This window comes from Spirillospora sp. CA-294931 (genome assembly GCF_050946795.1).
Taxonomy (GTDB): Bacteria; Actinomycetota; Actinomycetes; order Streptosporangiales; family Streptosporangiaceae; genus Spirillospora.
In genome coordinates, this window is sequence record NZ_CP192006.1 from 3981499 (window position 1) to 4005544 (window position 24046).

The window sequence follows — 24046 nt, forward strand, 5'->3', positions numbered from 1 at the left end:
GTTGACGCGCGGAAGATCTATGGATACATATATGCATAAGCAATCTTCCGCACTGCAGTTAAGCCGAAACGAGACGACGATGATCTGGACAGCGGGATTCCGTACCGGAGTGATCAGCCCCCACGAGACGATCAAGCTCACCGAGCCGTTCGAGTTCGCCGACCAGACCGTCCGGCAGGTGCTGTACCTCGCGGGCGGCGGCGAGCGAATCCGGGTGCGGCTCACCAACCTCTACGGCCGCGCCCCCGTCAAGATCGCGAACCCCCGGGTCGCCGCCAAGGGCGTGGAGACGCCCCTCCACCTCGACGGCGCGGACGAGTTCACCATCGAGCCTGGTCAGGAGGTCGTCCTCGACGCCGCCGACGTCCGCGTCGCCCCGGGTGCCGAGCTGGTCCTGAGCTTCTACCTGCCCGAGCCCACCGGCCTGGCGACCTATTCGCACCGGCCCATGGAGACCGCCTACGTGGCCGAGGGCGACCATGTCTCGGCGCCCACCCTGCCCGGCGCCAAGGCCGTCGAGGCCCGGTTCTTCGTCTCGGGCGTCGACGTGCTGGTCCCCGAGGGCACCGCCGTGGCCGTCGCGTTCGGCGACTCCTGGTTCGAGGGCGTGGGCTCCACCACCGGCGCCAACCGCCGCTCGGTCGACGTGCTGAACCGCCGCCTGGCGCGCGGCTGGGTCGTCAACCAGGGCATCGCGGGCAACCGGCTGCTCACCGACGAGATCGGCGAGCGCGCCCTGGCCCGCTTCGACCGCGACGTCCTGGCCATCCCCGCAGTGACCCACGTGCTGGTCAACTTCGGCATCAACGACCTGGGCCTGCCGGGCATGATCGGCGAGCCGCCCGCGACGCCCGCCGCGCTGATCGAGGGCTTCACCTCGCTGGCCGAGCGGGCGCACGACGCCAAGCTGAGGATCATCGCGGCCACGATCGGCCCGTTCGCAGGCGTGATCTACCCGGGCATCAGCACGCCCGAGGGCCTGGCCGCGCGCCGCGAGGTGAACGAGTGGATCCGCGCCACCGACGTCTTCGACGCGGTGTTCGACGTGGCCCGCGCGGTCGAGAATCCCGAGGACCCCGACTTCATCCGCCCCGACCTCGACGGCGGCGACGGGATGCACCTCAACGACGCCGGAGCCGCCGCCATGGCCGGCGCCGTCGACCTGGAGACCCTGGTGCTCTGAATCCCGGTGGCGGTCACAATCGGGGGATGACCACACCTCGGGACTACGACGACGACCCGGGACGCTTCCGGCTCGCGTCCGAGGTCACCCGGGCGTACCTGACGGGCGCGCGCACCCAGCACGAGCGCGTCGCCGAGGCGCTGTCCGGCGCCGGGCTCGTGCTCGACATCGGGTGCGGCGAGGGCGCCCTGCGCGTCGCGCTGCCCGGGACGCGCGTGGTCGGGCTGGACGGGTCGGCGGCGATGCTCGCCCGCCACCGCGCCCCGGCCGTCCGCGCCGACGCGGCCGCGCTGCCGTTCGCCGACGGGGTCTTCGACGGCGCCGCGGCCGTGAACGTGCTCGACCACCTGCCCGACCCCGTCGCGGCCATCGCCGAGGCCCGCCGCGTGCTCGTCCCCGGCGGGCTGCTCGTCACCGCCTCGTCCGGCCGGTCGGACTCGCCCGAGCTGGCCGCGGTGTGGCGTCCCGGCCCGTCGTCGTTCGACGCCGAGGACGCGCCCGCTCTCGTCGGCCGGGTCTTCGGCCGCGTCGAGGTAGAGCGCTGGGACGCGCCGCTGATCGTGCTCCCCGACCACGGCGCGGTCAGGGACTACCTGATCGCCCGCCACGTCGCCCCCGCCGAGGCCGCGGCCCTGGCGTCCCGCGTGGAAGTCCCCCTCACGCTCACCAAACGGGGAGCCTTCGTCTTCGCCCGCCGCTGAGCCTCGAAGCGGGCCTCGTGGTCGCCGGGCCGCGAAGATCGCTTGGTTCGTGCGGGCGCGGCGGGTAGCGTCGCGTGCCGGAAGTCCTTACGGGAAAGGGGATCGCATGCGTAGCGAGTCGGCTCTGGCGCACGTCCCGGCGTGGGAGCTCGCCGCCGCCTGACACCAGGCCCGGGCTCCCGGCCGCGGGGCGGACGCCGTCATCACCGGTTCCGCCTGCCTCCAGGAGTTCTCCTTTGCGTACCCTCGGTTCCGCGCGCTTCGGCGCGGACTTTCCCAAGCTCTGGACGGCCTCGGCCGTCTCCAACCTCGGCGACGGCGTCACCGCGGTCGCCGGACCGCTGCTCGCCGCCACGCTGACCCGCGACCCGGCGCTCGTGGCGGGCGCCGCGTTCGTCCAGACCCTGCCGTGGTTGCTGTTCGCACTGGTCAGCGGCGCGTACGTCGATCGGGTCGACCGCCGCGGGCTGATCTGGACGGTCAACCTGGCGCGCGCCGCGACGCTGGCCGGGCTGTCGATGCTGATCGCCGCCGACGCGGTGAGCGTCCCGCTGCTGTATGCGGCCCTCTTCCTGCTCGGCACCGGCGAGACGCTCGCCGACACCGCCTCGGTGGCCCGGCTGCCGGCCATCGTGCCGCCCGAGCGGCTGGCGTCGGCCAACGCGCTGCTGACGGCCACCTTCACCGTCGGCAACCAGTTCCTGGCCAAGCCGCTGGGCGCCGGGCTCTTCGTGGTCGCGGCGGCGGTCCCGTTCGGGTTCAACGCCGTCACCTTCGTGGTGGCCGCCGTCCTGGTCGCCTCGATGCGGCCCGCCGAGGACCCGCCGCCGCCGTCCGGACGGTCCGTGCGCGCCGAGATCGCCGAGGGCGTCCGATGGCTGTGGTCCCACCGCCTCCTGCGCACGCTCGCGGTCTCGATGGGCGTGGCCAACGTGGCCTTCTGCGGGGCGTTCGCCGCCTTCGTGCTCTACGCCCGCGACGTGCTGGGCCTGTCGGAGGTCGGCTACGGGCTCCTGCTCACCACGTTCGGCGTCGGGGGACTGGTCGGCACCGGCCTCGCGCGCGGGCTCGAACGGCGGTTCGGTGCCACGGCCCTGCTGCGGGCGGGTCTGCTGCTGGAGGCGGCCACGCACCTGACGCTGGCGTCCACCCGGAACGCCTGGGTCGCCGCCGCGATCCTGGTGGTGTTCGGCGTCCACACGATGGTCTGGGGAGTGATCGCCACCACGGTCCGGCAGCGCGCGACGCCGGACAGGCTGCTCGGACGGGTCGGCAGCGCCTACTCGCTGATCGACTTCTCCGGCGCGGCGGTGGGGATGCTGCTGGGCGGGCTGCTGGCGAGCGCCCTCACGGTCAGCGCCCCGTTCTGGATCGCGGGGGGCGTGACCCTGCTGGTCGCGGCGGCGGCCTGGCGCCCGCTGCGCCATGCTTAGCCGACGACGCGGGTTCCGAGGGTGGTCAGGACCTCGTCGGCGGCGTGTTCGCCGGAGCGGATGGCGCCTTCGATGTGGCCCGCGAATCGGGTGGCCGTTTCGGTACCGGCCCAGTGGATCGCGCCCACCGGTTCGCGCAGGGCCCGGCCGACGCTGGTGAGGACGCCGGGCGGGAAGTAGGCCGCGTAGCCGCCCCGGCAGTGGGGGTCGTCGGCCCACATCGCCTCGTGCCACGCGATCGGCTCGGCCGCGCGCGGGCCGTACCAGCGGACGAGCTCGGCGACGGCGCGCTCGCGGCGCTCGGACGCGGGCAGGTCGGCCAGGCGCTGGGCCGCCCGGCCGGGGACGAGCGCGCACAGCAGCCCGGGGCCGTCCGGACGGGAGACGTCGAACGCCATCGGGATCGGGCCGTCCATGCTCAGCGCCCGGCCCGACAGCCCGTCGTCGCGCCAGAAGGGGCGCTCGTAGGCGGCGGCGAGCTTGAGCACCGAGCCCATCGGCGTCCGCTGGGTGAGGTGGTCGCGGACGGCGGGCATCGGCGGGTCGTAGGCGATGCGCCCGGCCAGCGGGGGAGGGACGGCGACGATCGCGCGCCGGGCCTCGACCGTCCCGGCCGGGCCGGTGAGGCGCACGCCGTCGTCGGTGTGGTGGATCGCGGTCACCGGGGCGTCCAAGCGCAGGTCGCCGCCGAGTTCGGCGGCGATGGACAGCGCGGGGGCGTCGGCGCCCTCGACCAGCAGGCGCGCGCCGCTCTCGTCCTCGGCGCCCGCCCGGACACCTCCGGCCGCCCGGACGGCGGTGAGCAGCGCGAGCAGCGACACGCCCGCGACCTCGACGCACAACTCCTCGCCGAGCAGCAGTTCGGAAAAGCGCCGGGCCCTGGGGACAGGAAGGGCCCGGCGCAGCCAGGTGGCCACCGTGACGGAGTCGAGGCGGTCCGCGCCGGGGGCGTCCCACGGGCGCTCGGGGTCGACGCGCCGGGACAGCCGGTCGAGCCGCCAGGCGGCAAGGCCCAGCGCCGCGAGGGCGTGCGGGGCCAGCGGTGGGACGGAGCGGGTGTGGCGGCGGCGCGAGGACGCGGTGACGAACAGGTCGGCGCCCTCGGACGGCGTGGGGAAGGCGGCGCTCCCGTAAGCCTCGGCCAGGGCGGCGAACCGGGTGTGCCCGGCCGACATCCACTGGCCGCCGAGGTCGACCGCCCAGCCGCCGGTGAGACGCTCGGTCCGGGTCCGGCCGCCGACCCGGCCGCTCGCCTCCAGGACGGCGACGCCCAGCCCGGCGGCGCGCAGGCGGCGCGCGGCGCACAGCCCCGCGTATCCGGCGCCGACGATCGCCACGTCCGTGCGCTCCATGGTCCCCCGTTCTGAAACACCCGTTGTAAAACAAACGTTGCATAACGCGGGTCCTTTTGCAACAGTGGGCGGGTGCCCCGACAGGTCGACCACGACGGACGCCGCGCCGCCATCGCCGAGGCCGTGTCGGCGATCGCCGCCGAGCGCGGGTTCGCCGAGGTGACCATCCGCGCGGTCGCGGCCCGCGCGGGCGCGTCCACCTCGGCGGTGACCCACTACGTCAGCGGCCGGGACGAGCTCGTCCGCACCGCCGTGCGGCGCGCGCTCGATGTGCAGCGCGGGCGCCTGGAGGCCGAGACGCACGGCCGCGAGCCCGGCGAGGCCCTGCGCGCCGTCGTCCGATGGTCGGTGCTCGGGGCGGGCGAGCGGGCCCACCGGCTCTGGCTGGCCATCGTCGTCGGGGCCCGGTCCGAGCCGGTCGTCCGCGCGGAGCTCGACGCCTTCAACCGATGGTGGGACGCGCTGCTGCGGCGGCTGGTGCACGCCCTCGACCCCGCTCCCGCCGACCCCGGCTCGGTGGTCGACGCGCTCGACGTCGTGATCTCCGGGCTGGTCATGGTGGCCTTCGAGGAGACGGAGCCCTGGTCGCGGGCCCGCCGCGAGCGCGCGGTGGACGCGCTGCTGGCCCCGCTCGGCCTCTGATCCGCGCGCGGGGGGTGGGGCCTGCCCTACCTCCGACCTTGGAGCGACCCTGATCGTCCCTGCGTCCCCGGGTTCCTAACGTTGCTGATCATCGCGACGGAGGGAAACACATGATCAAGGGAATGGTGCGGGCCGCCGCCGCGGCGGCCGGGGCCGCCGCCCTGGTGGCCGCCGGAGTCGCGGTCGCCGCCGAGAACGGCACGGACGTCCTGCAGCGCGACGCCGACGCGATCCGCGACACCGGCACCACCGGGGTGCTGGCCGAGGTGAGCACGGGCGACCGCGTCCGGAAGGTCCGCAGCGGTGTCGCCGATCTCGGCACCCGGGAGCCCGTCCCCTGGGACGCCTACTACCGGATCGGGAGCAACACCAAGACCTTCGTCGCGACCGTCCTCCTCCAGCTCGTGGGCGAGGGCAAGGTCCGCCTGGACGACCCCGTGGAGCGCTGGCTGCCCGGTCTGGTCAAGGGCAACGGCAACGACGGCCGCAAGATCTCCGTCCGGCGCCTGCTCCAGCACACCAGCGGCCTCTACGACTACAGCTACTACCTGCCGCAGGACATCGACCACACTCCCGAGACCTACCGGCGCGTCCGCTTCCGCTCCTACCAGCCCGAGCGGCTCGTGCGGATGGCCATGCGGCACGCGCCCAGCTTCAAGCCCTGGCAGCCGCAGGGACGCGGCAAATGGGAGTACTCCAACACCAACTACATCCTCGCCGGGATGATCATCCAGAAGGCGACCGGGAACCCCTGGGAGCACGAGGTCCACGAGCGGATCATCGCGCCGCTCGGCCTGAAGGACACCTACAACCCGGGATCCTCGGCCTACGTTCCCCGCCCGCGCGCGACCTTCTACGAGCGGTTCAAGCCCGGCGGCCCGCTGGTCGACGTCTCGATCATGTCCGACGGCCACGCCGACGGCGCCACGATCAGCACCACCTCCGACGTCAACCGGTTCTTCCGGGCCCTGCTCGGCGGGAAGCTGCTGCGCCCCGCCGAGCTGGCCGAGATGCGCGGGACCGTCCCGGCCGAGCCGTGGGCGGTCCTCTACAAGGACGCCGGGTACGGCCTCGGCCTGGCCAAGCGCAGGCTTCCCTGCGGCGGCTGGGCCTGGTACCACGGCGGCAGCATGTTCGGGGTGGCCAGCGTCAACTCGGTCACTCCCGACGGCCGCGCCGGCGTCGAGATCATGCTCCCGACCCAGCCCGGCACCCAGGAGGGCAAGCTCGCGCAGCTGAAGGCCGCCACCACGCTCATCGACCATGCCCTCTGCGGTCAGTGACCGGCCGCCAGGGCCGCCGGGGAACGGCTGAGGTAGTCCAGCGCGACCCGCGTCGAGCACACCTGCGACGGGTGGTGCGAGGGCCTCAGATAGACCAGGCCCTCGCGCAGGAACAGCCACGCCATCCCCGGGATCTGCCGCTTGCGCACCGACCGGCGATACGAGCGCAGCACCCGGCGGACCGTGACCGGCCGCGTGATCGTCGGGTCCTGGCGCAGCAGCGCGAACGTCCCCCGCGTCAGCGCGTACGACAGCAGCGCCACCGCCACGGCCCACGAGACGGCCCGGCGGGGGTAGCCGCCGCCGAGCGCCTCGTAGACGTCGAACACCACCGAGCGGTGCTCGACCTCCTCGGCGCCGTGCCAGCGGAACAGGTCCAGCATCGTCGGGTCGGCGCCGCAGGCGTCCAGCGCCTCGTTCTCGATCAGCCACTGGCCGAGCACCGCGGTGTAGTGCTCGATCGCGCTCACCGCGCCCAACTCGAACAGCAGCCGCCGCCGGAACCCGCGCGGGGCGTCGCGGGCCAGGTCGCGCATCTGCCGGGCCCGCTCGTCGAGCTTGGCGTGCGCCTCCTCGGTGAACGCGCCGGTCTGGATCCCGTTGCGGGCCAGCAGATCGTCCAGGACGCCCTGGTGGCTGCGCGCGTGCACGGTCTCCTGGCCGATGAAGCCCCTGATCTCGGCCTCCAGCGTCGGGTCCGAGAGCAGCGGCCTGGCGTCCTGTACGCATTGGACGAACCATTTCTCGCCGGTCGTCAGCAAAATTTGGAAATAGTTGACCAAATGCGTCGCGACCGGTGCGTCGGGAATCCAGTGCAGCGGCGTCGAGTTCCAGTCGAAGCTGACCCTTCTCGCCCTGATCGGCGGATGCCGTTCATCGATTTCCGTGATGCCGTCGCCGACCTCTGACGCCCCCGCCATCGCTTCCTCCATACGCTCTGACCTGCTCAGGCGCAAAGATATTCGCGGCGGGCAATTCACCACTATCGACCGGAATGACAAAAGACCCGCCCCGGATGCTTGTTTTCCCAAATGCGGCGCCGGGACGGCGGTTTTGCTATATCGGTGCCAGCGCTTTACGGCTGGAGGAGGCCGCGGGCCATGGCCGTGGTGACGGCGGCGGTGCGGTCGGAGACCTCCAGTTTGGCGAAGGCGCGCAGGAGGTGGGTCTTGACGGTGGCCTCGCTGATGTGGAGCTCGCGGCCGATCTCGGCGTTGGTGCCGCCCCGGGCGACCAGGCCGAGCACCTCGACCTCGCGGGCAGACAGCCGGGTGGTGGCGGGCTCGCGGACGCGGCGGGCCAGGCGTCCGGCGACCGAGGGGGCCAGCACCGTCTCGCCCCGGGCGGCGGCGCGGATGGCGCTGGCGAGGTCGGCGCGTGAGGCGTCCTTGAGCAGGTAGCCCGCAGCGCCCGCCTCCACGGCGCGCAGGATGTCGGCGTCGGTCTCGTAGGTGGTGACGACCACGATCCGCGAGCGGGAGCCGCCGGCGAGGATCCGCTCGGTGGCGGCGACGCCGTCGATCCCGGGCATGCGCAGGTCCATCAGGACGACGTCCGGCGCCAGCTCCGCGGTGAGCGCGACGGCCTCGGCGCCCGAGCCCGCCTCGCCGACGACCCGCAGGTCGGGCTCGGCGTCGACGATGGCCCGCAGGCCCCTCGCGCACGACCGGGTGGTCGTCGACCAGCAGCACGTCGATCATGCGGGCACCTCGACCTCGACGGCCGTTCCCGATCCGGGGCGGCTGCGCACGGACACGCGGCCGCCGACCTGTTCGACCCTGTCCCGCATCCCGCGCAGCCCGAACCCGTGGCCCCCGTCGTCGAAGCCCCGGCCGTCGTCGGTCACCAGCAGCCGCACGCCGCCGCCCGTCCCGCGGACGTCGACGGTGACCGCCGCCGCCCCGGAGTGCTTGCGGACGTTGGCGAACGCCTCCTGGGCCGCCCGCAGCAGGACGACCTCCCCGGCCCGGTCCAGCCCGGGACACTCCGGCCCGGCGCTGACGGTGACGGCGATGCCGGTCTCGTCGGCGAGCCGGTCGCCCTGGCGCCGGATCGAGTCGACCAGCGAGCCCGCGTCCAGCGCGGACGGCGTCAGCTCCTCGACCATGGCCCGCGCCTCGGCCAGGTTGTCGCGGGCGGTGCGCTGGACGAGCTCGACATGACGGTGTGCGGCGTCCGGGTCGGTCCCGAGCTCGGACTCGATCGCCTGGGCGAGGGTGACGATGCTGGTGAACCCCTGCGCCAGCGTGTCGTGGATCTCGCGCGCCAGCCGCGCCCGCTCGGCGGCGGCGCCCGCCTCGCGCGACAGCAGGGCGACCTGCGCCCGGCTCTCGGCCAGCTCGCGCAGCAGCGCCGCCCGTTCCACGCTCTGCTCGACCGTCCGGGTGATGAAGACGCCGAGCAGCGGGCTGAAGACCAGCCCGAGGAGGGTCAGCGCGGCCACCGTCGCGAAGCCGGAGCCGCCCACCCCCTCGCGGGCCGCCACGACGGCCGCCGGGATCAGGTTGACCAGCGAGGTGACCACGACCGCGCTGCGCAGCCGCAGCGACATGAACACCAGCGGGTACAGGACGGGCAGCGCCGCGATGCTCGCGGGGGAGAAGGCCAGCGCGGTCGCCAGGAGACCCGCGATCCCCGTGAGGAACAGCCACGGGAGCGGCCCGCCGCGCCGCTCGGCCATCATGCTCCGGCCGAAGGCGGCGGCCATCGCCCCCAGCGCGGTCAGGGCCGCCGCGGCGCCGAGGGGCTCACCCCGCACCTGGTCGTCGAGGATGAAGACCACGGCGACGGTCACGGCGCAGCCGCCGAGGATGTAGACGTCCCACAGCCAGAACCAGTCGGACCATCCGACGGTCCTCCGGCGCGGCACCAGAGTCCTCACGGGCCGACCCTAACCCGCGGCCGGCACCCAGTTGCCGTGGAACCCGTGCGGGACGCGCACCGGGAGGTGCACGGTCGCGACGGTCTCCAGGCTCGCGGCGTCCAGCAGGACCAGGTCGCTGCGGTCGGACGCGGCGTCGTAGACGAACCCCATGACCACGCCGTCGTCCTCGGCCGCGTCGCCGCAGGAGGGGACGAACACGAACTCGCCGGGCTCGCGGCCCGCGCCGAACGCCACGGTCTCCGACGTCCCGCGCCGGAGGTCGTGCTTGATCAGCGCCTGCGGCGCGGTGCTCTCGGCCGTGAGCCCCCCGACGGTGTACCCGTAGCGGTGGCGCCTGCCGACCAGGCGCTCGTCGACCCGGGGGAACTCCTGGCCCCGGTCGTCCAGCCGCTCCTCCTTGACGCTCCCGGCCGCCCGGTCGATCGTCCAGCGGTCCAGCGTCGGCGGCGCGACGATGGGGTCGGCGGCGCCCCGGACGAACACCTTCTCGTGCCGGGCGACCTCCAGGACGATCCGCTCGCCGTCCTCGTAGGCGTTGAGCGGGTGGTACACGTAGCACGGCTCGACGTCGTACCAGCGCAGGTGGGCGGGGCCTCCGTCCCTGGGCATGACGCCGACGCGCGGCCGGTGCGCCGGGTCCCACCGGTAGGGCAGCCTGGACGGGCTCCTGCCCCGGGAGGACGCGCGCATGGCGGCCCTCTCCAGCGGCCCGGGCAGCGGGTGCGCGGCGGCGACGCGGGTGAGCAGCGCCCCGGCGGCGCGTCCCGCCCGGGCCCGGGCGAGCATCGACAGGTCGAGCACGACGGGCAGGTCATAGATGATCACGTGCCGCTCGGTGAGCGAGAAGTCGTGCATCATCGTCCCGGTGCGCATCGGGATGTCGACCGCGCGCCGCACCCTGCCGTCGACGCCGGTCACGGTGTACTGGACGCGGTTGCCGTGGAACGGGCTGTAAGAGACCGCGTGCAGGTCCCCGGTGGCGGGATCGCGCTTGGGATGGGCGGTGTAGCCGCCGCGCAGCGTCCCGCAGAAGTCCGACGGGCCGATGGTCTCCAGTTCCTGGCTGAGTTCCTGGGGCCGCGCCCCGCCCTCGGTGATGGCGAACGTCCGGTCGCCCAGGCCGATCACGTTGGTGTTGGCGGCGAAGTCGAACCCGCCCAGCTGCGGCCCCCGCCGGGGGCGCTCGCCGAGGGCGCGCGCCACCTCGCCGGAGCGGACCCACCGGTTGCGATACCACTCGGCGTGCCCGTCGCGGATTCGCAGCCCGTGCACCATGCCCGCGCCGAGGAACCATTCGTAGCGCTCGGGATCGGGGTCGCCCAGGGGGTTCGGCCCGATCTTGAGGTAGCGGCCGTCGAGATGGCCGGGGATCGTTCCGGTCACCTCCAGCGCGGTCGCGGTGGTCTCCTTCCGCACGGGGGCGAAGTTCCCCTGGAGGTAGGGGCTCTCGTTCCCCTCGTGGACGGCCCTTGCTTCGGCGATTTCGCTCATACGAGGATCGTCCGCGAAACACCGCCCCGCGCGCGACGCCCGAACTGCTGAATATGGCTGTCCACCGAACGATGGACACCCGGAGCCGGTGCCTGGTTTAATAAATGAACGTTCATTTATCGGGAGGATGCGGCATGGCGGGACGACCGCGCGGGGTGGACGACGCCGCGATCCTGCGGGCCGCGGTCGAGGTGATCGGCCGCGTCGGGCCCGCGAAACTCACTCTGGCCGCCGTGGCGGGCGAGGTGGGGCTGGTGCCCGGCACGCTCGTCCAGCGCTTCGGGTCCAAGCACGGCCTGCTGCTCGCGCTGGCCGAGCGGTCGGTGGGCGACGCCCGGGAGCTGAGCGAACGCGTCCGGGGCGAGCACGAGTCCGCGGTGGCGGCGCTGCTCGCCCTGGCCGAGGAGACGATGGCCCCGATGGACACGCCGGAGAGGTTCGCCAACCATCTGGCGTTCCTGTGTCTCGACCTCACCGACCCCGAGCTCTACGAGCCGGCGGCCGCCGTCCAGCGGGCGGTCCGCGCGGCGTTCGAGGCGCTGCTGGCCGAGGCCGTCACCGGCGGCGAGCTGCGCCCGGGAACCGACACCGCCGGGCTGGCCGGGTCCGTCCAGGCGATGATCGCCGGCACCGGCCTGACCTGGGCCCTCGACCGGCGGGGGACGCTGCCCGAACGGCTGCGCCACGAGCTCGGAGGCGTCCTCGCCCCGCACATCAGCGACACGGAGGAATCATGACCGAAGGAAACCTCGCCGGGAAGATCGCCCTGGTCGCGGGGGCCACCCGGGGCGGCGGACGCGGCATCGCGGTCGAACTCGGCGCAGCGGGGGCCACCGTGTACGTCACCGGCCGCAGCAGCGGCCCGTCGCGCTCGGACCTGGACCGTCCCGAGACCATCGAGGAGACCGCCGAGCGCGTCACCGAGGCGGGCGGCACCGGCGTTGCCGTCCGCACCGACCACAGCGACCCGGACGAGGTCCGCGCCCTGGTCGACCGGATCGCGGCCGAGCGGGACGGCCGGCTCGACGTCCTGGTCAACTCGGTCTGGGGCGGCGACGCGCTGACCGACTGGGAGAGCCCCCTGTGGGAGCAGGACCTGGACACCGGCCTCCGGCTGCTGCGCCGGGCGGTCGAGACCCACGTCATCACCAGCCGGTACGCGCTCCCGCTGATGGTCGCCCGGGGGAGCGGCCTGGTCGTGGAGGTCACCGACGGCAACACCGCCAGGTACCGGGGGTCGTTCTTCTACGACCTGGCCAAGTCGACCGTGATCCGGCTCGCCGTCGCCCAGGCCGCCGAGCTGAAGCCGCACGGCGTCGCGGCCGTGGCGCTCACGCCCGGCTTCCTGCGCTCGGAGGCCGTGCTGGAGCACTTCGGGGTCACCGAGGCGAGCTGGCGCGACGCGGTGGCCAAGGACCCCAACTTCGCCCACTCCGAGACCCCGGCCTACCTCGGCCGCGCCGTCGCCGCCCTGGCCGCCGACCCCGCCGTGATGGCCAAGACCGGGCGGGCCCTGGCGACCTGGGGCCTCTACGAGGAGTACGGCTTCACCGACGCCGACGGGACGCGCCCCGACTTCGCCGCCCACTGGGCCAGCGCCTTGGAGGACGAGTACGGCCCGCTCGGCGACCCCCTCTGACCGGCGGCACGGGTCAGGGCAGCCGGCCCAGCCCCCGCGCCAGCACGGTGGCGGTCTTGGCGATGACGCTCTCGTCGTACTCCGGGGTCGCCGCGTTCCGGTGGGTGTAGACCGCGATGATCAGCGGCGCGCCCGACGTCGGCCACACGACCGCGATGTCGTGGGCACCCGAGTGCGGGCCGCCCGTCCCGGTCTTGTCGCCGACCGTCCAGTCCTTGGGGAGACCCGCGCGAATGCGCTTGGCGCTGGTCGAGGTCGCCCGCAGCCACGCGTTGAGCCGCCCGCGATCCTCGGGCACCAGCGCGCCGCCCAGCGTGAGGGCGCGCAGGTCGGAGGCCATGAACGCGGGCATGATCGTGTCGCGCTTCTCGCCCGGCTTCCAGTCGTTGAGCGCGGTCTCCGTCCGGTCGAGCCGCCCGACCGGGTCGCCGAGGGAGCGGTAGTACCGCGTCATCCCGGACGGTCCGCCGATCTGCTCGAGCAGTAGGTTCGCGGCCGTGTTGTCGCTGACGGTGACGGTCGCGTGGCACAGTTGCGCCGGGTTCAGCCCGTTCTTGAGGTTGGTCTCCAGACCGGTCACGGGGGAGTGCTCGACCAGGTCCTCCTTCGTCCAGCGCAGCGTGCGCCCCATCAGGCCCGGGTCGGTGGTGCGGGCCTTGTGCAGGACCGCGCCGCACAGGGGCGCCTTGAAGGTGGAGTTGCTGGGGAAGCGCTCGTGCCCCCGATAGCCGACCGTCCGGCCGGTGCCGGTGTCGATCGCGTAGGCGCCGATCCGTCCCTTGTAGGACGTCTCCAGCCCGCGCAACTCGCGGCGGACATCGACCTCGGCGGGCGTGGCGACGGCGGTCAGCCGGGTGCCGTCGCCGCTGCGGGCGGCGTCGGCCGACGGGCCCGAGCCGCAGGCGCCGGTGAAGAGCGCCGCGGCCGCCACCGCGGCCATCCCCAGCCCAGCGCCGATCCGCCGGGAACGTGGGTGCTGCATCCTGCCTCCTCATGGGTGATCTTCGACGGAGAGAGCAGACCAGAGTCCCGGCCCTCGTGTCCAATATTGATATGGCCGTCACACCCATAGGTATTTTCCTATGAACGCAGGTCAGGCAAGGCCGCGCCCACCGTCGACAACGAGGCGCTGGCCGGTGATGAACCCGGCTCCGCCGGACGCGAGGAAGCTCACGGCGTGGGCGATGTCGGCGGGCGTGCCCATCCGGCCCGCCGGAACCGACGCGCGGTAGGCCCGCACCACCTCGTCGGGGACGTCGGCGTGCCGCTCCACCGGGACGAACCCGGGAGCGACGGTGTTCACGGTGATGCCGTCCGGGGCCAGCTCGCGGGCCCACGCCCGGGTGAGCCCGATCTGGGCGCTCTTGGCCGCCGCGTACGCCGATCGGCCCGGGGGAGGGCGGTCGGCGACCTCGGAGTCGATATGGATGATCCGCCCATGCCCGCGTCGCCGCATTCCCGGGATGACGGCGCGGCCCAGCAGGACCGGGCTCCTGACGAAGAAATCGAGCTGAGCCAGGTGGTCGTCCCAGCCGACGCGGTCGAGCGGCGCCTCGGGCTGCGGCCCGGTGGCGTTGAGCACGAGCACGCCGACGGGGCCCAGCGCGCCGGTGACCGCGTCCACGAGCCCGGCGACCGCGTCCTCGTCGGTGACGTCGGCGGGGAACGACCCCGCGACACCGCCCCGGTCACGGATGCCGGCGGCGACCTCGTCGGTGCCGTGCAGCCCGTTGACCGCGACGGCGAACCCGTCGCCGGCCAGCCGCCGGGCGATCTCGGCCCCCAGCCCCCGCGAGCTGCCCGTCACCAGCGCGACGCCGATCGGCTCGTCCATGGCCCGAGGCTACGCCCATGCCCACCCTCAAGATCCTCCAGCACCGGACGCGCGGCGCGACCACCGCGGATATCGCGGAGGCATACGGGGAGGAGAAACCAGAACACCCGCCCCCCGGAGGGAGCTGACATGACCACGATCGAGGTCCCGCCGCACACCATCGTCGTGTACGCGGACCTGGCGTGCCCTTGGGCGCACCTGGCCGTCCACCGCCTGCACGAGACCCGAGCGCGCCTCGGCCTGGAAGGGGCGGTGACCCTCGACGTCCACGCGTTCGCGCTCGAACTGATCGACGACAAGCCGGCCCCGAAGCTGGTGCTGGACGCCGAGATCCCGGTCGTGGGGGCGCTGGCGCCGGACGCCGGGTGGCAGGTCTGGCAGGCGCCCGCGCACGAGTGGCCGGTGAGCGTCCTGCTCGCGCTGGAGGCCGTCGAGGCCGCCAAGCGCCAGGGCCCGGCGGCGAGCGAGAACCTCGACCGCGCCCTGCGCCGCGCGCTGTTCGCCGAGAGCCGCACCATCTCCATGCGCCATGTCATCCTCGACGTCGCCCGAAACTGCGACGGCGTGGACGCCGAGGCCCTGGACGCCGCCCTGCTCACCGGAGCGGCCAGGGCCGCGATCCAGCGCGACCTGGTGAACTCCCGCGGCGACGCCGTCCAGGGCAGTCCGCATCTGTTCCTCCCGGACGGCACCGACGTCCACAACCCCGGCATCCGGCTCCGCTGGGAGGGAAAGCCGGGTGCGGGCTTCCCGGTCATCGAGCGCGACGACCCGGCGATCTACGACGACCTGCTCACCCGCGCCGCGGCGCCGCCCTCGTAGCAGTCGTAGTTGCGCTGGGAGACGATCAGGCCGTCGCGGAACTCCAGGAAGGTTCCGATGTGGGCGCGCAGGACGTGCCCTTCGGGGAGGTCGCCGAGCGGGCGGGCGAGCGTGCCCGTCCACACGACCTCCAGCGCCACCCGGTCGCCGTCCGCGACGGCGTTGACGACCTCGAAGGACTGGTCCTTCAGCGCCTCGCGGCCCCGGTCGGCCGCGGCGAGGATCCCCGGCAGGTCGCGGACGGCACCGTCGGGGAACAGCGCGTTGGGCAGTTCGCGGTGCAGCGCGTCCGGGTGGAAGAACCGGGCCAGCTCGTCGCCCGTGGCCCAGGCGGACACGGCGCGGTGGTAGTCGACGGCCAGCGCGACAAGGGGATTCTGGGGCATGTCGACAACCTAAGTTGCACAACTATGGTTGTCAATATGACAATGGGGCCATGGACCGCGTCGAGCCGGAAGACCTGGACACCGGCACCCTCGCCCTGTTCGCGGGCTTCGCCGCGTCGGGACACGTCCAGGACGACCTGGCCGGACGGGGCTTCGGCGACCTCCGGTTCTCGCACGGCTACGTGTTCCAGCACCTGGTCGCCGGGCGGCCGACCATCGGGGAGCTGGCCGCCAAGCTCGGCATGACGCAGCAGGGCGCGTCCAAGGCCGTCGTCGAGCTCGAACGCCTCGGCTACGCCGAGCGCTTCGCCGATCCGGACGACGCCCGCACCCGCAGGGTCCGGCTCACGCCCCGGGGGCGGGACGCCGTCGCCACGGCTCGCCGGGCCCGCGCCGCCCTCGAAGAGCGCCTGGCCGCCCGGTTCGGCGCGGGACGCCTGGCCGAGGCCCGTGCGCTGCTCACCGAGATGCTCGACGAGCTCGGCGGCGTCCCCGCGATCCGGCGCAGGGAGGTCAGGCCGCCTCGCTGAGGGGTACGTCCGCTCCTGACCTCGTCATACTTTGAGATCATGACGGGGCCGCAGGAGAGGAGAGGTCAGCGTGGACGTCGAACGCACGGCGTTGCCCGGGATTGGGCTCCAGCACGTGTTCACCACCGCCCGGGGACGGCGGGTCGGGGTCATCTCGCACCGGACCGGGCAGCGTGACCTGCTCATCTACAGCAAGGAGGACCCCGACACGTGCGTGATGACGGTCGCGCTCAGCGGTGAGGAGGCCACCGTCGTGGCCGAGCTGCTGGGCACCGGCCGCGTCGTGGAGCACCTGGCCGAGCTGCACCGCCAGGTCGAGGGGCTGGTGACCGAGCAGATCCCGATCGCCCCGGGGTCGCCGTACGCGGGACGCCCGCTGGCCGACACCCAGGCGCGGACCCGCACCGGCGCGTCGATCGTGGCCGTCGTCCGCGAGGGCCGGGTGCTGGCCAGCCCCCGCCCTGACTTCCTCTTCGCCGAGGACGATGTCGTCGTGGTGGTCGGGACCGGTGAGGGGGCGGCGGCCGTCGCCGGCATCCTGGCCGACGGGTGAGGGGGCGTGCACTCGACCGTCCAGCTGATCGAGCTCGGCGCCATCATCCTCGCCCTCGGCCTGCTGGGCGCGGCGTCGGTACGGCTCTCGATCTCGCCCATCCCGCTCTATCTGCTGGCCGGGCTGGCCTTCGGCTCCGGCGGCGTCCTGCCGCTGGGCGCCAGCGAGGACTTCGTCGCCATCGGCGCCGAGGTCGGGGTCATCCTGCTGCTGTTCACCCTCGGGCTGGAGTACACCGCCGAGGAACTGGTCGGCACACTGCGGACCTCGGCGCCCGTGGGCCTGGCCGACCTGGCGCTGAACGCCGCGCCGGGCGTGGCCACCGCCCTCCTGCTGGGCTGGGGCCCGGTCGCGGCCGTGGCGATGGGCGGCATCACCTACGTCACCTCGTCGGGCATCACCGCCAAGGTCGTGGGCGACCTCGGCTGGCTGGGCAACCGCGAGACCCCGGCCGTCCTGTCGGTGCTGGTCTTCGAGGACCTGGCGATGGCCGCGTACCTGCCGATCCTCACCACGCTGCTGGCGGGCGCCTCGCTGGCCGCGGGCGCGGTCACCCTGGCGATCGCGGCCGCGACCATCACCGTCATCCTCGTCGTCGCGCTGCGCCACGGCGCGCTGGTCGAGCGGTTCGTGGCCAGCCCGAGCGACGAGGTGCTGCTGCTGAAGGTCCTCGGGCTGACCCTCCTGGTCGCCGGGATCGCGCAGCAGCTCCAGGTCTCGGCGGCCGTGGGCGCGTTCCTGGTGGGGATCGCGGTCTCGGGTCCGCTCGCCCATTCGGCCGCCGACCTGCTCGCCCCGCTGAAGGACCTGTTCGCCGCCGTCTTCTTCGTCTTCTTCGGGCTGACCACCGACCCGGCCGACCTTCCGCCCGTCCTGCCGGTCGCCGCCCTGCTCGCGCTGGCGGGCGTGGCCACCAAGCTCGCCACCGGCTGGCTCGCCGCCCGCCGCGCGGGGGTCGCCACCACCGGACGCCTGCGCGCCGGTGCCGCGCTCGTCCCGCGCGGCGAGTTCAACATCGTCATCGCGGGCCTCGCCGTCGCCGCGGGCACCAACCCCGACCTGGGCCCGCTGGCCGCCGCCTACGTCCTCATCCTGGCGATCGCGGGCCCGCTCCTGGCCAGGACGGCCGAACCGGCGGCCCGTCACCTGCGCGAACGCCGCGACCGGGCCGGCCGTCAGCCCGCGGGCTGACGGCCGGCCCGCCGCTACTCCTCGCGGTACAGGGACAGGCAGACCATGTCCGCCTCGAAACCGAGCCCCTGCCAGAACCGGTGATCGTCATGCGCGTCCGCGCAGGACAGGTACCGGATGGTGTGGGCGCCGCGGTCGCGCATCAGGCCGACCGCCGCCAGCGCGAGCTCCCTGCTGACGCCGCGGCCGCGCTCCTCGGGCACCACGTACAGCGAGTCGATCTCGCCGAGGAGCCCGGGCAGCAGCCCGTCCTCGTCGCCGACCGTCCCGTTGACGAACCCGATGATCCGCCCGGCGTCGGCCGCGACGAAGCAGAACGCGTCGCGGTGCCAGGCCGACATCGCCAGCATCCGCGACAGGTTCCGGCGCCCCTCGTCGGTGAGCGGGCCGCCGTCCTCGATCTCGCGGCACATCCGGTCCCACAGGCCGCCGACCTCGTCGCCCTCGGCCTCGTGAATCCTTCTGATCTCCATGATGTCCTTCCGTTCCGTACGGGCTTCACCGGCACTGGAAAACGGAAGGAAAGGGGGCCCTCGGGCCCTGGATGACTTCTAACATCGCCAGGTCATGTGATCACTCTACGGTCGCGCCTCGGGACGGGCGAGTGGTTTCGCAGGCGGGGGGAGACGGCTTCGGGCGTGGGGCGGGCCTGGTGTTGTGGGCCTTCATGACGGCCTGGAGGTCGGGGCGGCCGCGGGTCCCGTCGGCGTCGGCGAGCGTGGGGCAGGACCATTGGGGCTGGTTGCCCCAGGAGTAGGAGACGTCGAAGGCGGGACGGGGCAGGACGTCGTCCCAGCGGTTCAGGATGGCCTTGAGCTGGCCGGCGGTGGGGAGCCTCCAGTTCTCGGCGGCGCCGGTGCAGCTCTGGCCGAACGTCTGGAAGACCGGGACGATCTTGCTTTTGTCGAACCCGGCCTCGGTGGCCTGCCCGACCATCGCGTTGATCGTGTTCAGGTCGCAGCCGGGCTTGCGGGCGCGGCAGGGGTAGGGGTCGAGGCCGATGACGTCGAGGTGGGTCTCCGACGGCCGCAGCGCCTTCATCGGCCAGTCGGTGAGGATGCCGAACGCCTTCTGGCCGGGGGCGTGCCGGTGGATGAGGTCGGCGCGCTCGCGGATCTTCCCGGCGATGCCGGGGCAGCGCCGGGGATCGGGCTCGTCGGACAGGTACCAGCCGTAGACGCGCGGGTTGCGGGCGAGGCGCCTGACGGCGGTGGCGAAGGTGTCGCCGGAGAGCTGGAAGTCGCCGCAGGTGCTGTTGCCCGCCCAGACGAGCGCCTGCGCGCCCGCGGGCAGGGCGTTGATCGCGCTCTCGTCCGGCCCGACGTCGAACAGGTCGAAGCCCAGCGCGGCCGCCTTCGCGTGGTCGGCGGCGGGCATGTTCAGCGCGAGGTGGCGGGTGGGCGGCGCGGGCTTGTGCGCGGCCGCCGGGCGTGGGGACGGGGCCCGACCCGCGGCGGGTGCGGGATCGTCGAGGACGCCGTGCGCGGTGAGCCCCACGGCGACCCCGGCCAGGGCGGCGGTCACCGTGCAGGGAATGAGATACCGGTTCATGTGCTTCTCCGTGAGCTTGGGGCTGAGGGCACGTCCTTCGCGTGAGGTTCCGCTGGGGCTGAGGTGACGGTGGCGCTGTCATGGTGGTCGTCCGAGGCCCGTGGCGCCAGGAATCGGACGGGAATCGCATTGATCGCCCCGTTTTGTGAGGGGCGGACGCGACAGGGCGGCCGCACCAAGTGCGGCCGCCCGGGGGTGCGCTGTTCAGAGACGCTCGGCCGGGTTGGCGGGCAGGTAGAAGTTCCAGCTGCCGCGGCCCTCGTGCGCTCCGCCGGCCGGGCAGGCGCCGTTGGTCGTCCTGCCGTTCCACCAGAGGGTGAAGCACTTGTTGCAGAATCTCCAGTTGTCCTGGTGCGTCGTCGGGCCCACCCCGGTGGTGTCCTGGGCGTTCTCGGTGGATTCCATGGTTTCCTTCCCCGTCTTGGAACGTTCGATCCCCCACAGTGTGTGACGGCGTCATGACGGGTGGCATCGGGGTATTCACTGACACGGCTGTCCGGGTGCGGACACTCAGTGTGATCATCCCAGTTCAGGCGCGAGGTCCCAGTCGAACTCCCACAGCCGGACGCCGCCGTCCTCGCCGGACGTCACGGCGTGGCGGGCGTCCGGCGTCAGGGCGAGATCGGTGATCGCCTCGCGGTGCCCCGGGAGCGGCGTGCCCCGGCCGGTGGCCAGGTTCCAGACCCGCAGGGTGGAGTCGCGGCCGCCCAGGACGGCGAAGCGCGCGTCCGGGGTGAAGCGGCCCACGCGCGGCACCCAGTCGCCGGTGTGCAGGCGCGCGCCGGTTTCGGCGTCCCAGACGCGGGTCTGGTCGCCGCCCGCGTTCCAGCCCGTGGCCATCACGAGCCGCTCGTCGGCGCTCAGGCAGACCGAGCCGGTGTCGCCGGTGAAGCCGCCGAGGTGGTGGACGACCCGGCCCGTGGCCACGTCCCAGACCCGGGCGCCGTCCCGGCCGCCGGTGACCGCCGTCCAGCCGCCGGAACCGAGCCACACCGCGCCGATCTGGCCGGTGTGCCCCGCGAGCACCTGCTGGTAGCCGCCGGTGCCCAGGTTCCAGCAGCCCGCCAGGCGATCGCTCCCGGCGGTCAGGACGCGCTCCCCGTCCGCGTCGAAGCAGGCCGCCGTCAGGCGTGACGCCGACAGCGCCACCGTCCACTCGCCTAGGCGCTCGCCCGTGGCCGCCGACCAGGACGCCGCCTTCCCGTCCTCGGTCGCGGCCAGCACGCGGTCGCCGGTCAGCCGGACGGCGAGCACGCCGCCGGGCGCCTGGAGCACCCGCGCGCACCGTCCGGCGGCCAGGTCCCAGAGGCGGACGGTGCCGTCCTCGCCTCCGGACGCCGCCACGGCGCCGTCGGCGCTCACGTCCACCGCGCGGACGGCCGACGCGTGCCCGTCCAGCGACGACACCGCCCAGCCCTCGCGCAGTCCCGAGTGCCTCAGATGGCGGCCGAGGCCGCGCCACGCGTCCAGAACGCCCGGCGACCGTTCGTGGCCGGGCGTCTCCCGCGCCCGGACGAGAAGGCCGAGCGCCTCCCGATACGCTCCGGCCTCCCGCGCCCGCTCCGCCTCCTCGACCAGGGACCGCACCCGGGCGGCCCGCTCGTTCATCTCCTCGGTCCGGCGGGGGACCGACAGCTCGTAGGGGGCGGGACGCCGGACCGGCAGGTCCCAGAAGCGCACCAGATCGCCCTCGCTCACCGAGGTCGCCCGGCGCGCGTCGCCGCCGAGGTGGACCGCCAGCACCGGTGTGCCGTGCTCCTCGAACGTGCGGACGCACTGGCCGGTGGCCGTGTCCCACAGGCGCATGGTGCGGTCGCGGGCGCCGGAGAGCAGCAGACGGCCGTCCGCGCTCAGCGACAGCGCCTCGACCTGGGCGGTGTGCCCGGTGAGCGTGCGCAGGTGGCGGCCCGTCTCCAGCTCCCAGAGGCCGATCGTCTCGCCGTGGCCGACGGCGGCGGTCCGCGCGTCCGGGGCCAGGAGCAGGGCGTTCGCCTGTCTGCCGAACGACACGCGGGACAGGACGGTGAGCGCGTCCAGGTCCCAGAGTTCCCCGCCGCCCCCGAACGCGTCGTAGACCAGCGCGCGGCGGCCGTCGCCGCTCACCTCGATCCGGGGCTTGAGCACGCGGACGGACGACTCCAGCGCGGCCCGCGCCCGCCCGCTCTCGCGGCCCCAGACGTGCAGCGTGCCGTCCCACGCGAAGGCGAGCACGTCGCGTCCGGCGCCGCCGATCCCGACCGCGCCGATCCACGACCGGCCGCCGAGCTCCGGCGGCGTGAAGGTCCGCGGACGGCCGTCGCCGAGATCCCAGAGCCGGACGGCGTCGTCCTTGGCGGCCGAGACCGCGAACCGCGCGTCGGGGTGGCGGCCAGCGAGCGCACCTTGCCGGTGTGGCCGGTGAGGGTCAGCCGGGTGGCGGCCGCGCCGACGTCCCAGAGCCGGACCACGCCCTCGGCGTCCGCGTGCAGGAGAAGCCGCCCCTCCTCCAGCAGCCGCAGGGCCTCGGGCCTGGTGAGGAGCGAGTGGCGGCCGGGCCGGGCCCAGGGCACCGCGCCGCCGGACCGCGGTCCGGCCCCGGCGACGCGGCCGGACCGCAGGGCGTGCAAGGAGTCCTGGAGCTCCGGTTCGTCCGGCCGCTCCCGTTCGAGATGGCGCAGGTCCTCTCGGGCCTTCCGGTGGTGGCCCCGCTCCAGCTCCACCAGCGCCCGCAAGTGGAGAGCACGCCAGGGCCCGCCGTCGTACGGGCGGAACGGCAGCAACTCGGCGATCAGGTCGCGGTCGGTGATGGCGCCGCGCCGCCAGCGCAGCAGCCCGCGGTTGTAGGCGGCGGGCAGATGGCGCGGGTCGGCGGCCAGCGCCGCCGCGAACGCCTCCTCCGCCTCGCCGGGACGACCCAGGTCGAGCAGCGACAGGGCCCGGTTGCTGAGCTCGTCGGCGCGCAGGTCGGCGGCGTCCGGCGCCGGGCGCGGACAGGGGCGGCCGACCGCCCGCGCGTAGACCTCGATCAGTTCGGCCGCGACGTCGCCCATCGATCGCGGCCGCCGTCCGGGCTCGCCGCGCAGGCAGCGCTCCAGCAGGTCGGCCAGGTCACCGGGCAGGGCGGGCCGTCCCGGCTCGGGTGGCTCCTCCCGGTGGGCAGCCAGCGCCTCGCCCGCGGCGGGCCCGACGAGCCAGGTCCGGCCGCCGGTGAACATCTCCAGGACCGACACCGCGAAGCTGTAGACGTCGGTGCGGCGTCCCAGCCCCTCGCCCGCGAGCTGCTCGGGCGAGGCATACGGGGGCGACTGCCCGCTCCACGGGACGAGCGCGCTGGCCCCGTCGGGCGACACCGGACTGGCCCGGGCCAGCCCGAAGTCGGTGACCTTGGCGGTGCCGTCCGCGCCGATCAGGACGTTGGCGGGCTTGACGTCCTGGTGCACGAGCCCGCGCCCGTGCGCGTACTCCAGCCCCCACGCCACCTGCACCGCCAGGTCCAGGATCCGCTCCAGCGCCGCGTCCGGACCGCCCGCGTACAGGCGGCCGTCCTCGATCCACTCGTGCAGGCTTCCGCCCGGAACGTACTCGGCGAACACCCGGGGAACGCCGCCGAGCGTCCGGACGTAGTGGCACCCGCACACGTTCGGATGCAGGCCGAGCGAGACCCAGGTCTGCGCCTCGGCGGCGAACCGCTCCCGGTCGGCGGCGCTCGCGAACATCTCCGGACGGGGCGACTTCACCGCCAGGTCGACGCCCCACGCCAGATGCCGCACCCGGTACACCAGCCCCATGCCGCCGTGCTCGTGCACGCGCGTCACCTCGTACCGGCCGTCGACGACGTCGCCCACCCGCCAGACCCGATCCGTGGCGTGCCCGGGGCCGGGCGCCGTCGGACGCGCCCGGTCGCGCGGCTCCCGCGCCGCCCCGGCCGTCACGGGAGTCATGTCGCCGGGCCCGTCCACGACCTCGGCCAGGACGCAGGTCAGGCTCGCCGGGCCGTCCCGTCCCCGTTCGGCGGCGGCGAGGATCAGCCGGACGGCGTCGCGGCGGTGGTGGCCCGCGTTCAGGACCTCCCACAGCTCGCGAGGGCCGAGGCGTGCGCGCAGGTCGCGCGAGCACAGCAGGTACCGGTCCCCGGTCCGCGCGCGGCGGACGGTCGGAACCGGCAGGCGGGACCCGGCCGCGAGCACGTCGGGCCCGGGGTCGGGGACGATCGAGTAGAGCACCCCGTCGCGAAGCAGGTATGCGCCCGTGTCCCCGACATGCGCCAGGACGCATGTGTCTCCCGACCACAGCATCGCGGTGAGGGCCGCGCCCGGCGGGACGTCCGGCGCCGCGAGGGGCTGGTCCGGCAGGCCGCGCAGTTGTTCGCGGGCCTGCCCGAGCGCACGGGAGAGAACCTCGCCCGGGCGGTCGGAGTCCACCGGTTCCGAATGCACCGCGAGGGCGTCGACCACCGCCGCCGCGTCGGGGCGTCCCGGGGAGCCGCTGGCCAGGGCGAGCAGCCGCGGGTCCGCGTACCCCGCGTCGCCGCTGAGCCCGGGCCGTGCGCCGACGGAGCTCGCGGCGGCATAGACCAGCGCCACCCGGCAAAC

General features: G+C 74.0%; 23 protein-coding genes and 1 pseudogene. 11 read left to right on the top strand and 13 right to left on the bottom strand.

The features are described 5' to 3' along the window. The first annotated feature begins 79 nt into the window (after positions 1–79). The 3 genes from ACQPY4_RS17775 to ACQPY4_RS17785 all read left to right on the top strand — a co-directional run bounded on the left by ACQPY4_RS17775 (position 80) and on the right by ACQPY4_RS17785 (position 3317). Positions 80–1183 (top strand): GDSL-type esterase/lipase family protein, encoded by a 1104-nt coding sequence (locus tag ACQPY4_RS17775; RefSeq protein ID WP_433337685.1) that lies wholly within the window; start codon positions 80–82, stop codon positions 1181–1183. Between the two features lie 26 nt (positions 1184–1209). Then, a complete protein-coding gene (locus ACQPY4_RS17780; RefSeq protein WP_433337687.1) occupies positions 1210–1884 on the top strand; it encodes a class I SAM-dependent methyltransferase in 675 nt (224 codons plus the stop codon). Positions 1885–2120: 236 nt separating this feature from the next. Further along, complete coding sequence (locus ACQPY4_RS17785) at positions 2121–3317, top strand: MFS transporter (protein WP_433337689.1); 1197 nt, start codon at positions 2121–2123, stop codon at positions 3315–3317. Here ACQPY4_RS17785 and ACQPY4_RS17790 read toward each other — a convergent pair. Continuing rightward, entirely contained in the window at positions 3314–4669 is a 1356-nt protein-coding gene (locus ACQPY4_RS17790) for a flavin monoamine oxidase family protein (RefSeq protein WP_433337691.1), read from the bottom strand. The genes ACQPY4_RS17785 and ACQPY4_RS17790 overlap by 4 nt on opposite strands. Before the next feature lie 72 nt (positions 4670–4741). Here ACQPY4_RS17790 and ACQPY4_RS17795 point away from each other — a divergent pair, with 72 nt between their 5' ends. Continuing rightward, positions 4742–5311: a TetR/AcrR family transcriptional regulator gene (locus tag ACQPY4_RS17795; protein ID WP_433337693.1), complete on the top strand. Its 570-nt coding sequence runs from the start codon at positions 4742–4744 to the stop codon at positions 5309–5311. 110 nt (positions 5312–5421) lie between these two features. Then, a complete protein-coding gene (locus ACQPY4_RS17800; RefSeq protein WP_433337695.1) occupies positions 5422–6594 on the top strand; it encodes a serine hydrolase domain-containing protein in 1173 nt (390 codons plus the stop codon). On the opposite strand, the gene ACQPY4_RS17805 is transcribed toward ACQPY4_RS17800, so the two are convergent. The 4 genes and pseudogenes from ACQPY4_RS17805 to ACQPY4_RS17820 form a co-directional block, all read right to left on the bottom strand. Beyond that, entirely contained in the window at positions 6588–7514 is a 927-nt protein-coding gene (locus ACQPY4_RS17805) for a metal-dependent hydrolase (protein WP_433337697.1), read from the bottom strand. The two genes, ACQPY4_RS17800 and ACQPY4_RS17805, sit on opposite strands and share 7 nt — an antisense overlap. A gap of 155 nt (positions 7515–7669) precedes the next feature. Further along, positions 7670–8294, bottom strand: a pseudogene (locus ACQPY4_RS17810) (response regulator). After that, the gene (locus tag ACQPY4_RS17815) at positions 8291–9475 is read right to left on the bottom strand and encodes a sensor histidine kinase (RefSeq protein WP_433337699.1); all 1185 of its coding nucleotides are present in this window, start codon (positions 9473–9475) and stop codon (positions 8291–8293) included. The pseudogene ACQPY4_RS17810 and the gene ACQPY4_RS17815 overlap by 4 nt, the downstream one beginning before the upstream one ends. Positions 9476–9484: 9 nt before the next feature. Beyond that, positions 9485–10969, bottom strand: a complete 1485-nt coding sequence (locus tag ACQPY4_RS17820) for a carotenoid oxygenase family protein (protein WP_433337701.1) — start codon at positions 10967–10969, stop codon at positions 9485–9487. Between the two features lie 134 nt (positions 10970–11103). Here ACQPY4_RS17820 and ACQPY4_RS17825 point away from each other — a divergent pair, with 134 nt between their 5' ends. Both ACQPY4_RS17825 and ACQPY4_RS17830 read left to right on the top strand, forming a co-directional pair. Further along, positions 11104–11706, top strand: a complete 603-nt coding sequence (locus tag ACQPY4_RS17825) for a TetR/AcrR family transcriptional regulator (RefSeq protein WP_433337703.1) — start codon at positions 11104–11106, stop codon at positions 11704–11706. Further along, positions 11703–12608: an SDR family oxidoreductase gene (locus ACQPY4_RS17830; protein ID WP_433337705.1), complete on the top strand. Its 906-nt coding sequence runs from the start codon at positions 11703–11705 to the stop codon at positions 12606–12608. Before ACQPY4_RS17825 ends, ACQPY4_RS17830 begins: the two co-directional genes overlap by 4 nt. A 13-nt stretch (positions 12609–12621) precedes the next feature. On the opposite strand, the gene bla is transcribed toward ACQPY4_RS17830, so the two are convergent. Then, entirely contained in the window at positions 12622–13590 is a 969-nt protein-coding gene (bla, locus tag ACQPY4_RS17835; RefSeq protein ID WP_433337707.1) for a class A beta-lactamase, read from the bottom strand. Positions 13591–13701: 111 nt separating this feature from the next. Further along, positions 13702–14442, bottom strand: coding sequence for an SDR family NAD(P)-dependent oxidoreductase (locus ACQPY4_RS17840; RefSeq protein WP_433337709.1), 741 nt, complete (start codon positions 14440–14442; stop codon positions 13702–13704). A 129-nt stretch (positions 14443–14571) separates the two neighbouring features. Here ACQPY4_RS17840 and ACQPY4_RS17845 point away from each other — a divergent pair, with 129 nt between their 5' ends. Beyond that, positions 14572–15264: a DsbA family oxidoreductase gene (locus tag ACQPY4_RS17845; protein ID WP_433337711.1), complete on the top strand. Its 693-nt coding sequence runs from the start codon at positions 14572–14574 to the stop codon at positions 15262–15264. On the opposite strand, the gene ACQPY4_RS17850 is transcribed toward ACQPY4_RS17845, so the two are convergent. After that, the gene (locus ACQPY4_RS17850; RefSeq protein ID WP_433337713.1) at positions 15222–15650 is read right to left on the bottom strand and encodes a nuclear transport factor 2 family protein; all 429 of its coding nucleotides are present in this window, start codon (positions 15648–15650) and stop codon (positions 15222–15224) included. The two genes, ACQPY4_RS17845 and ACQPY4_RS17850, sit on opposite strands and share 43 nt — an antisense overlap. 50 nt (positions 15651–15700) lie before the next feature. Between ACQPY4_RS17850 and ACQPY4_RS17855 the strand changes: the two genes are divergently transcribed. The 3 genes from ACQPY4_RS17855 (at position 15701) to ACQPY4_RS17865 (ending at position 17924) form a co-directional block, all read left to right on the top strand. After that, positions 15701–16180 (top strand): MarR family winged helix-turn-helix transcriptional regulator, encoded by a 480-nt coding sequence (locus tag ACQPY4_RS17855; RefSeq protein ID WP_433337715.1) that lies wholly within the window; start codon positions 15701–15703, stop codon positions 16178–16180. A 70-nt stretch (positions 16181–16250) separates the two neighbouring features. Then, the gene (locus ACQPY4_RS17860; RefSeq protein ID WP_433337717.1) at positions 16251–16733 is read left to right on the top strand and encodes a cation:proton antiporter regulatory subunit; all 483 of its coding nucleotides are present in this window, start codon (positions 16251–16253) and stop codon (positions 16731–16733) included. 6 nt (positions 16734–16739) lie between these two features. Further along, positions 16740–17924, top strand: a complete 1185-nt coding sequence (locus ACQPY4_RS17865) for a cation:proton antiporter (protein ID WP_433337719.1) — start codon at positions 16740–16742, stop codon at positions 17922–17924. A 14-nt stretch (positions 17925–17938) separates the two neighbouring features. Here ACQPY4_RS17865 and ACQPY4_RS17870 read toward each other — a convergent pair whose 3' ends face one another. The 5 genes from ACQPY4_RS17870 to ACQPY4_RS17890 form a co-directional block, all read right to left on the bottom strand. Further along, a complete protein-coding gene (locus ACQPY4_RS17870) occupies positions 17939–18397 on the bottom strand; it encodes a GNAT family N-acetyltransferase (protein ID WP_433337721.1) in 459 nt (152 codons plus the stop codon). Between the two features lie 100 nt (positions 18398–18497). Further along, on the bottom strand, positions 18498–19475 hold the full coding sequence (locus ACQPY4_RS17875) for a hypothetical protein (protein ID WP_433337723.1): 978 nt from the start codon (positions 19473–19475) through the stop codon (positions 18498–18500). 204 nt (positions 19476–19679) lie between these two features. Further along, a complete protein-coding gene (locus ACQPY4_RS17880; RefSeq protein WP_433337725.1) occupies positions 19680–19880 on the bottom strand; it encodes a hypothetical protein in 201 nt (66 codons plus the stop codon). Between the two features lie 114 nt (positions 19881–19994). After that, positions 19995–21686 (bottom strand): WD40 repeat domain-containing protein, encoded by a 1692-nt coding sequence (locus tag ACQPY4_RS17885; RefSeq protein WP_433337727.1) that lies wholly within the window; start codon positions 21684–21686, stop codon positions 19995–19997. Further along, complete coding sequence (locus tag ACQPY4_RS17890) at positions 21575–24037, bottom strand: protein kinase (RefSeq protein ID WP_433337729.1); 2463 nt, start codon at positions 24035–24037, stop codon at positions 21575–21577. The genes ACQPY4_RS17885 and ACQPY4_RS17890 overlap by 112 nt, the downstream gene beginning before the upstream one ends. Between the last annotated feature and the right edge of the window lie 9 nt (positions 24038–24046).

Coding starts and splice junctions, on each gene's coding strand:
- ACQPY4_RS17820 (WP_433337701.1), bottom strand. CDS start 10,969: ATGAGCGAAATCGCCGAAGCAAGGGCCGTCCACGAGGGGAACGAGAGC.
- ACQPY4_RS17780 (WP_433337687.1), top strand. CDS start 1,210: ATGACCACACCTCGGGACTACGACGACGACCCGGGACGCTTCCGGCTC.
- ACQPY4_RS17850 (WP_433337713.1), bottom strand. CDS start 15,650: ATGCCCCAGAATCCCCTTGTCGCGCTGGCCGTCGACTACCACCGCGCC.
- ACQPY4_RS17800 (WP_433337695.1), top strand. CDS start 5,422: ATGATCAAGGGAATGGTGCGGGCCGCCGCCGCGGCGGCCGGGGCCGCC.
- ACQPY4_RS17830 (WP_433337705.1), top strand. CDS start 11,703: ATGACCGAAGGAAACCTCGCCGGGAAGATCGCCCTGGTCGCGGGGGCC.
- ACQPY4_RS17880 (WP_433337725.1), bottom strand. CDS start 19,880: ATGGAATCCACCGAGAACGCCCAGGACACCACCGGGGTGGGCCCGACG.
- ACQPY4_RS17845 (WP_433337711.1), top strand. CDS start 14,572: ATGACCACGATCGAGGTCCCGCCGCACACCATCGTCGTGTACGCGGAC.
- ACQPY4_RS17840 (WP_433337709.1), bottom strand. CDS start 14,442: ATGGACGAGCCGATCGGCGTCGCGCTGGTGACGGGCAGCTCGCGGGGG.
- bla (WP_433337707.1), bottom strand. CDS start 13,590: ATGCAGCACCCACGTTCCCGGCGGATCGGCGCTGGGCTGGGGATGGCC.
- ACQPY4_RS17825 (WP_433337703.1), top strand. CDS start 11,104: ATGGCGGGACGACCGCGCGGGGTGGACGACGCCGCGATCCTGCGGGCC.
- ACQPY4_RS17775 (WP_433337685.1), top strand. CDS start 80: ATGATCTGGACAGCGGGATTCCGTACCGGAGTGATCAGCCCCCACGAG.
- ACQPY4_RS17790 (WP_433337691.1), bottom strand. CDS start 4,669: ATGGAGCGCACGGACGTGGCGATCGTCGGCGCCGGATACGCGGGGCTG.
- ACQPY4_RS17870 (WP_433337721.1), bottom strand. CDS start 18,397: ATGGAGATCAGAAGGATTCACGAGGCCGAGGGCGACGAGGTCGGCGGC.
- ACQPY4_RS17805 (WP_433337697.1), bottom strand. CDS start 7,514: ATGGCGGGGGCGTCAGAGGTCGGCGACGGCATCACGGAAATCGATGAA.
- ACQPY4_RS17875 (WP_433337723.1), bottom strand. CDS start 19,475: ATGAACCGGTATCTCATTCCCTGCACGGTGACCGCCGCCCTGGCCGGG.
- ACQPY4_RS17855 (WP_433337715.1), top strand. CDS start 15,701: ATGGACCGCGTCGAGCCGGAAGACCTGGACACCGGCACCCTCGCCCTG.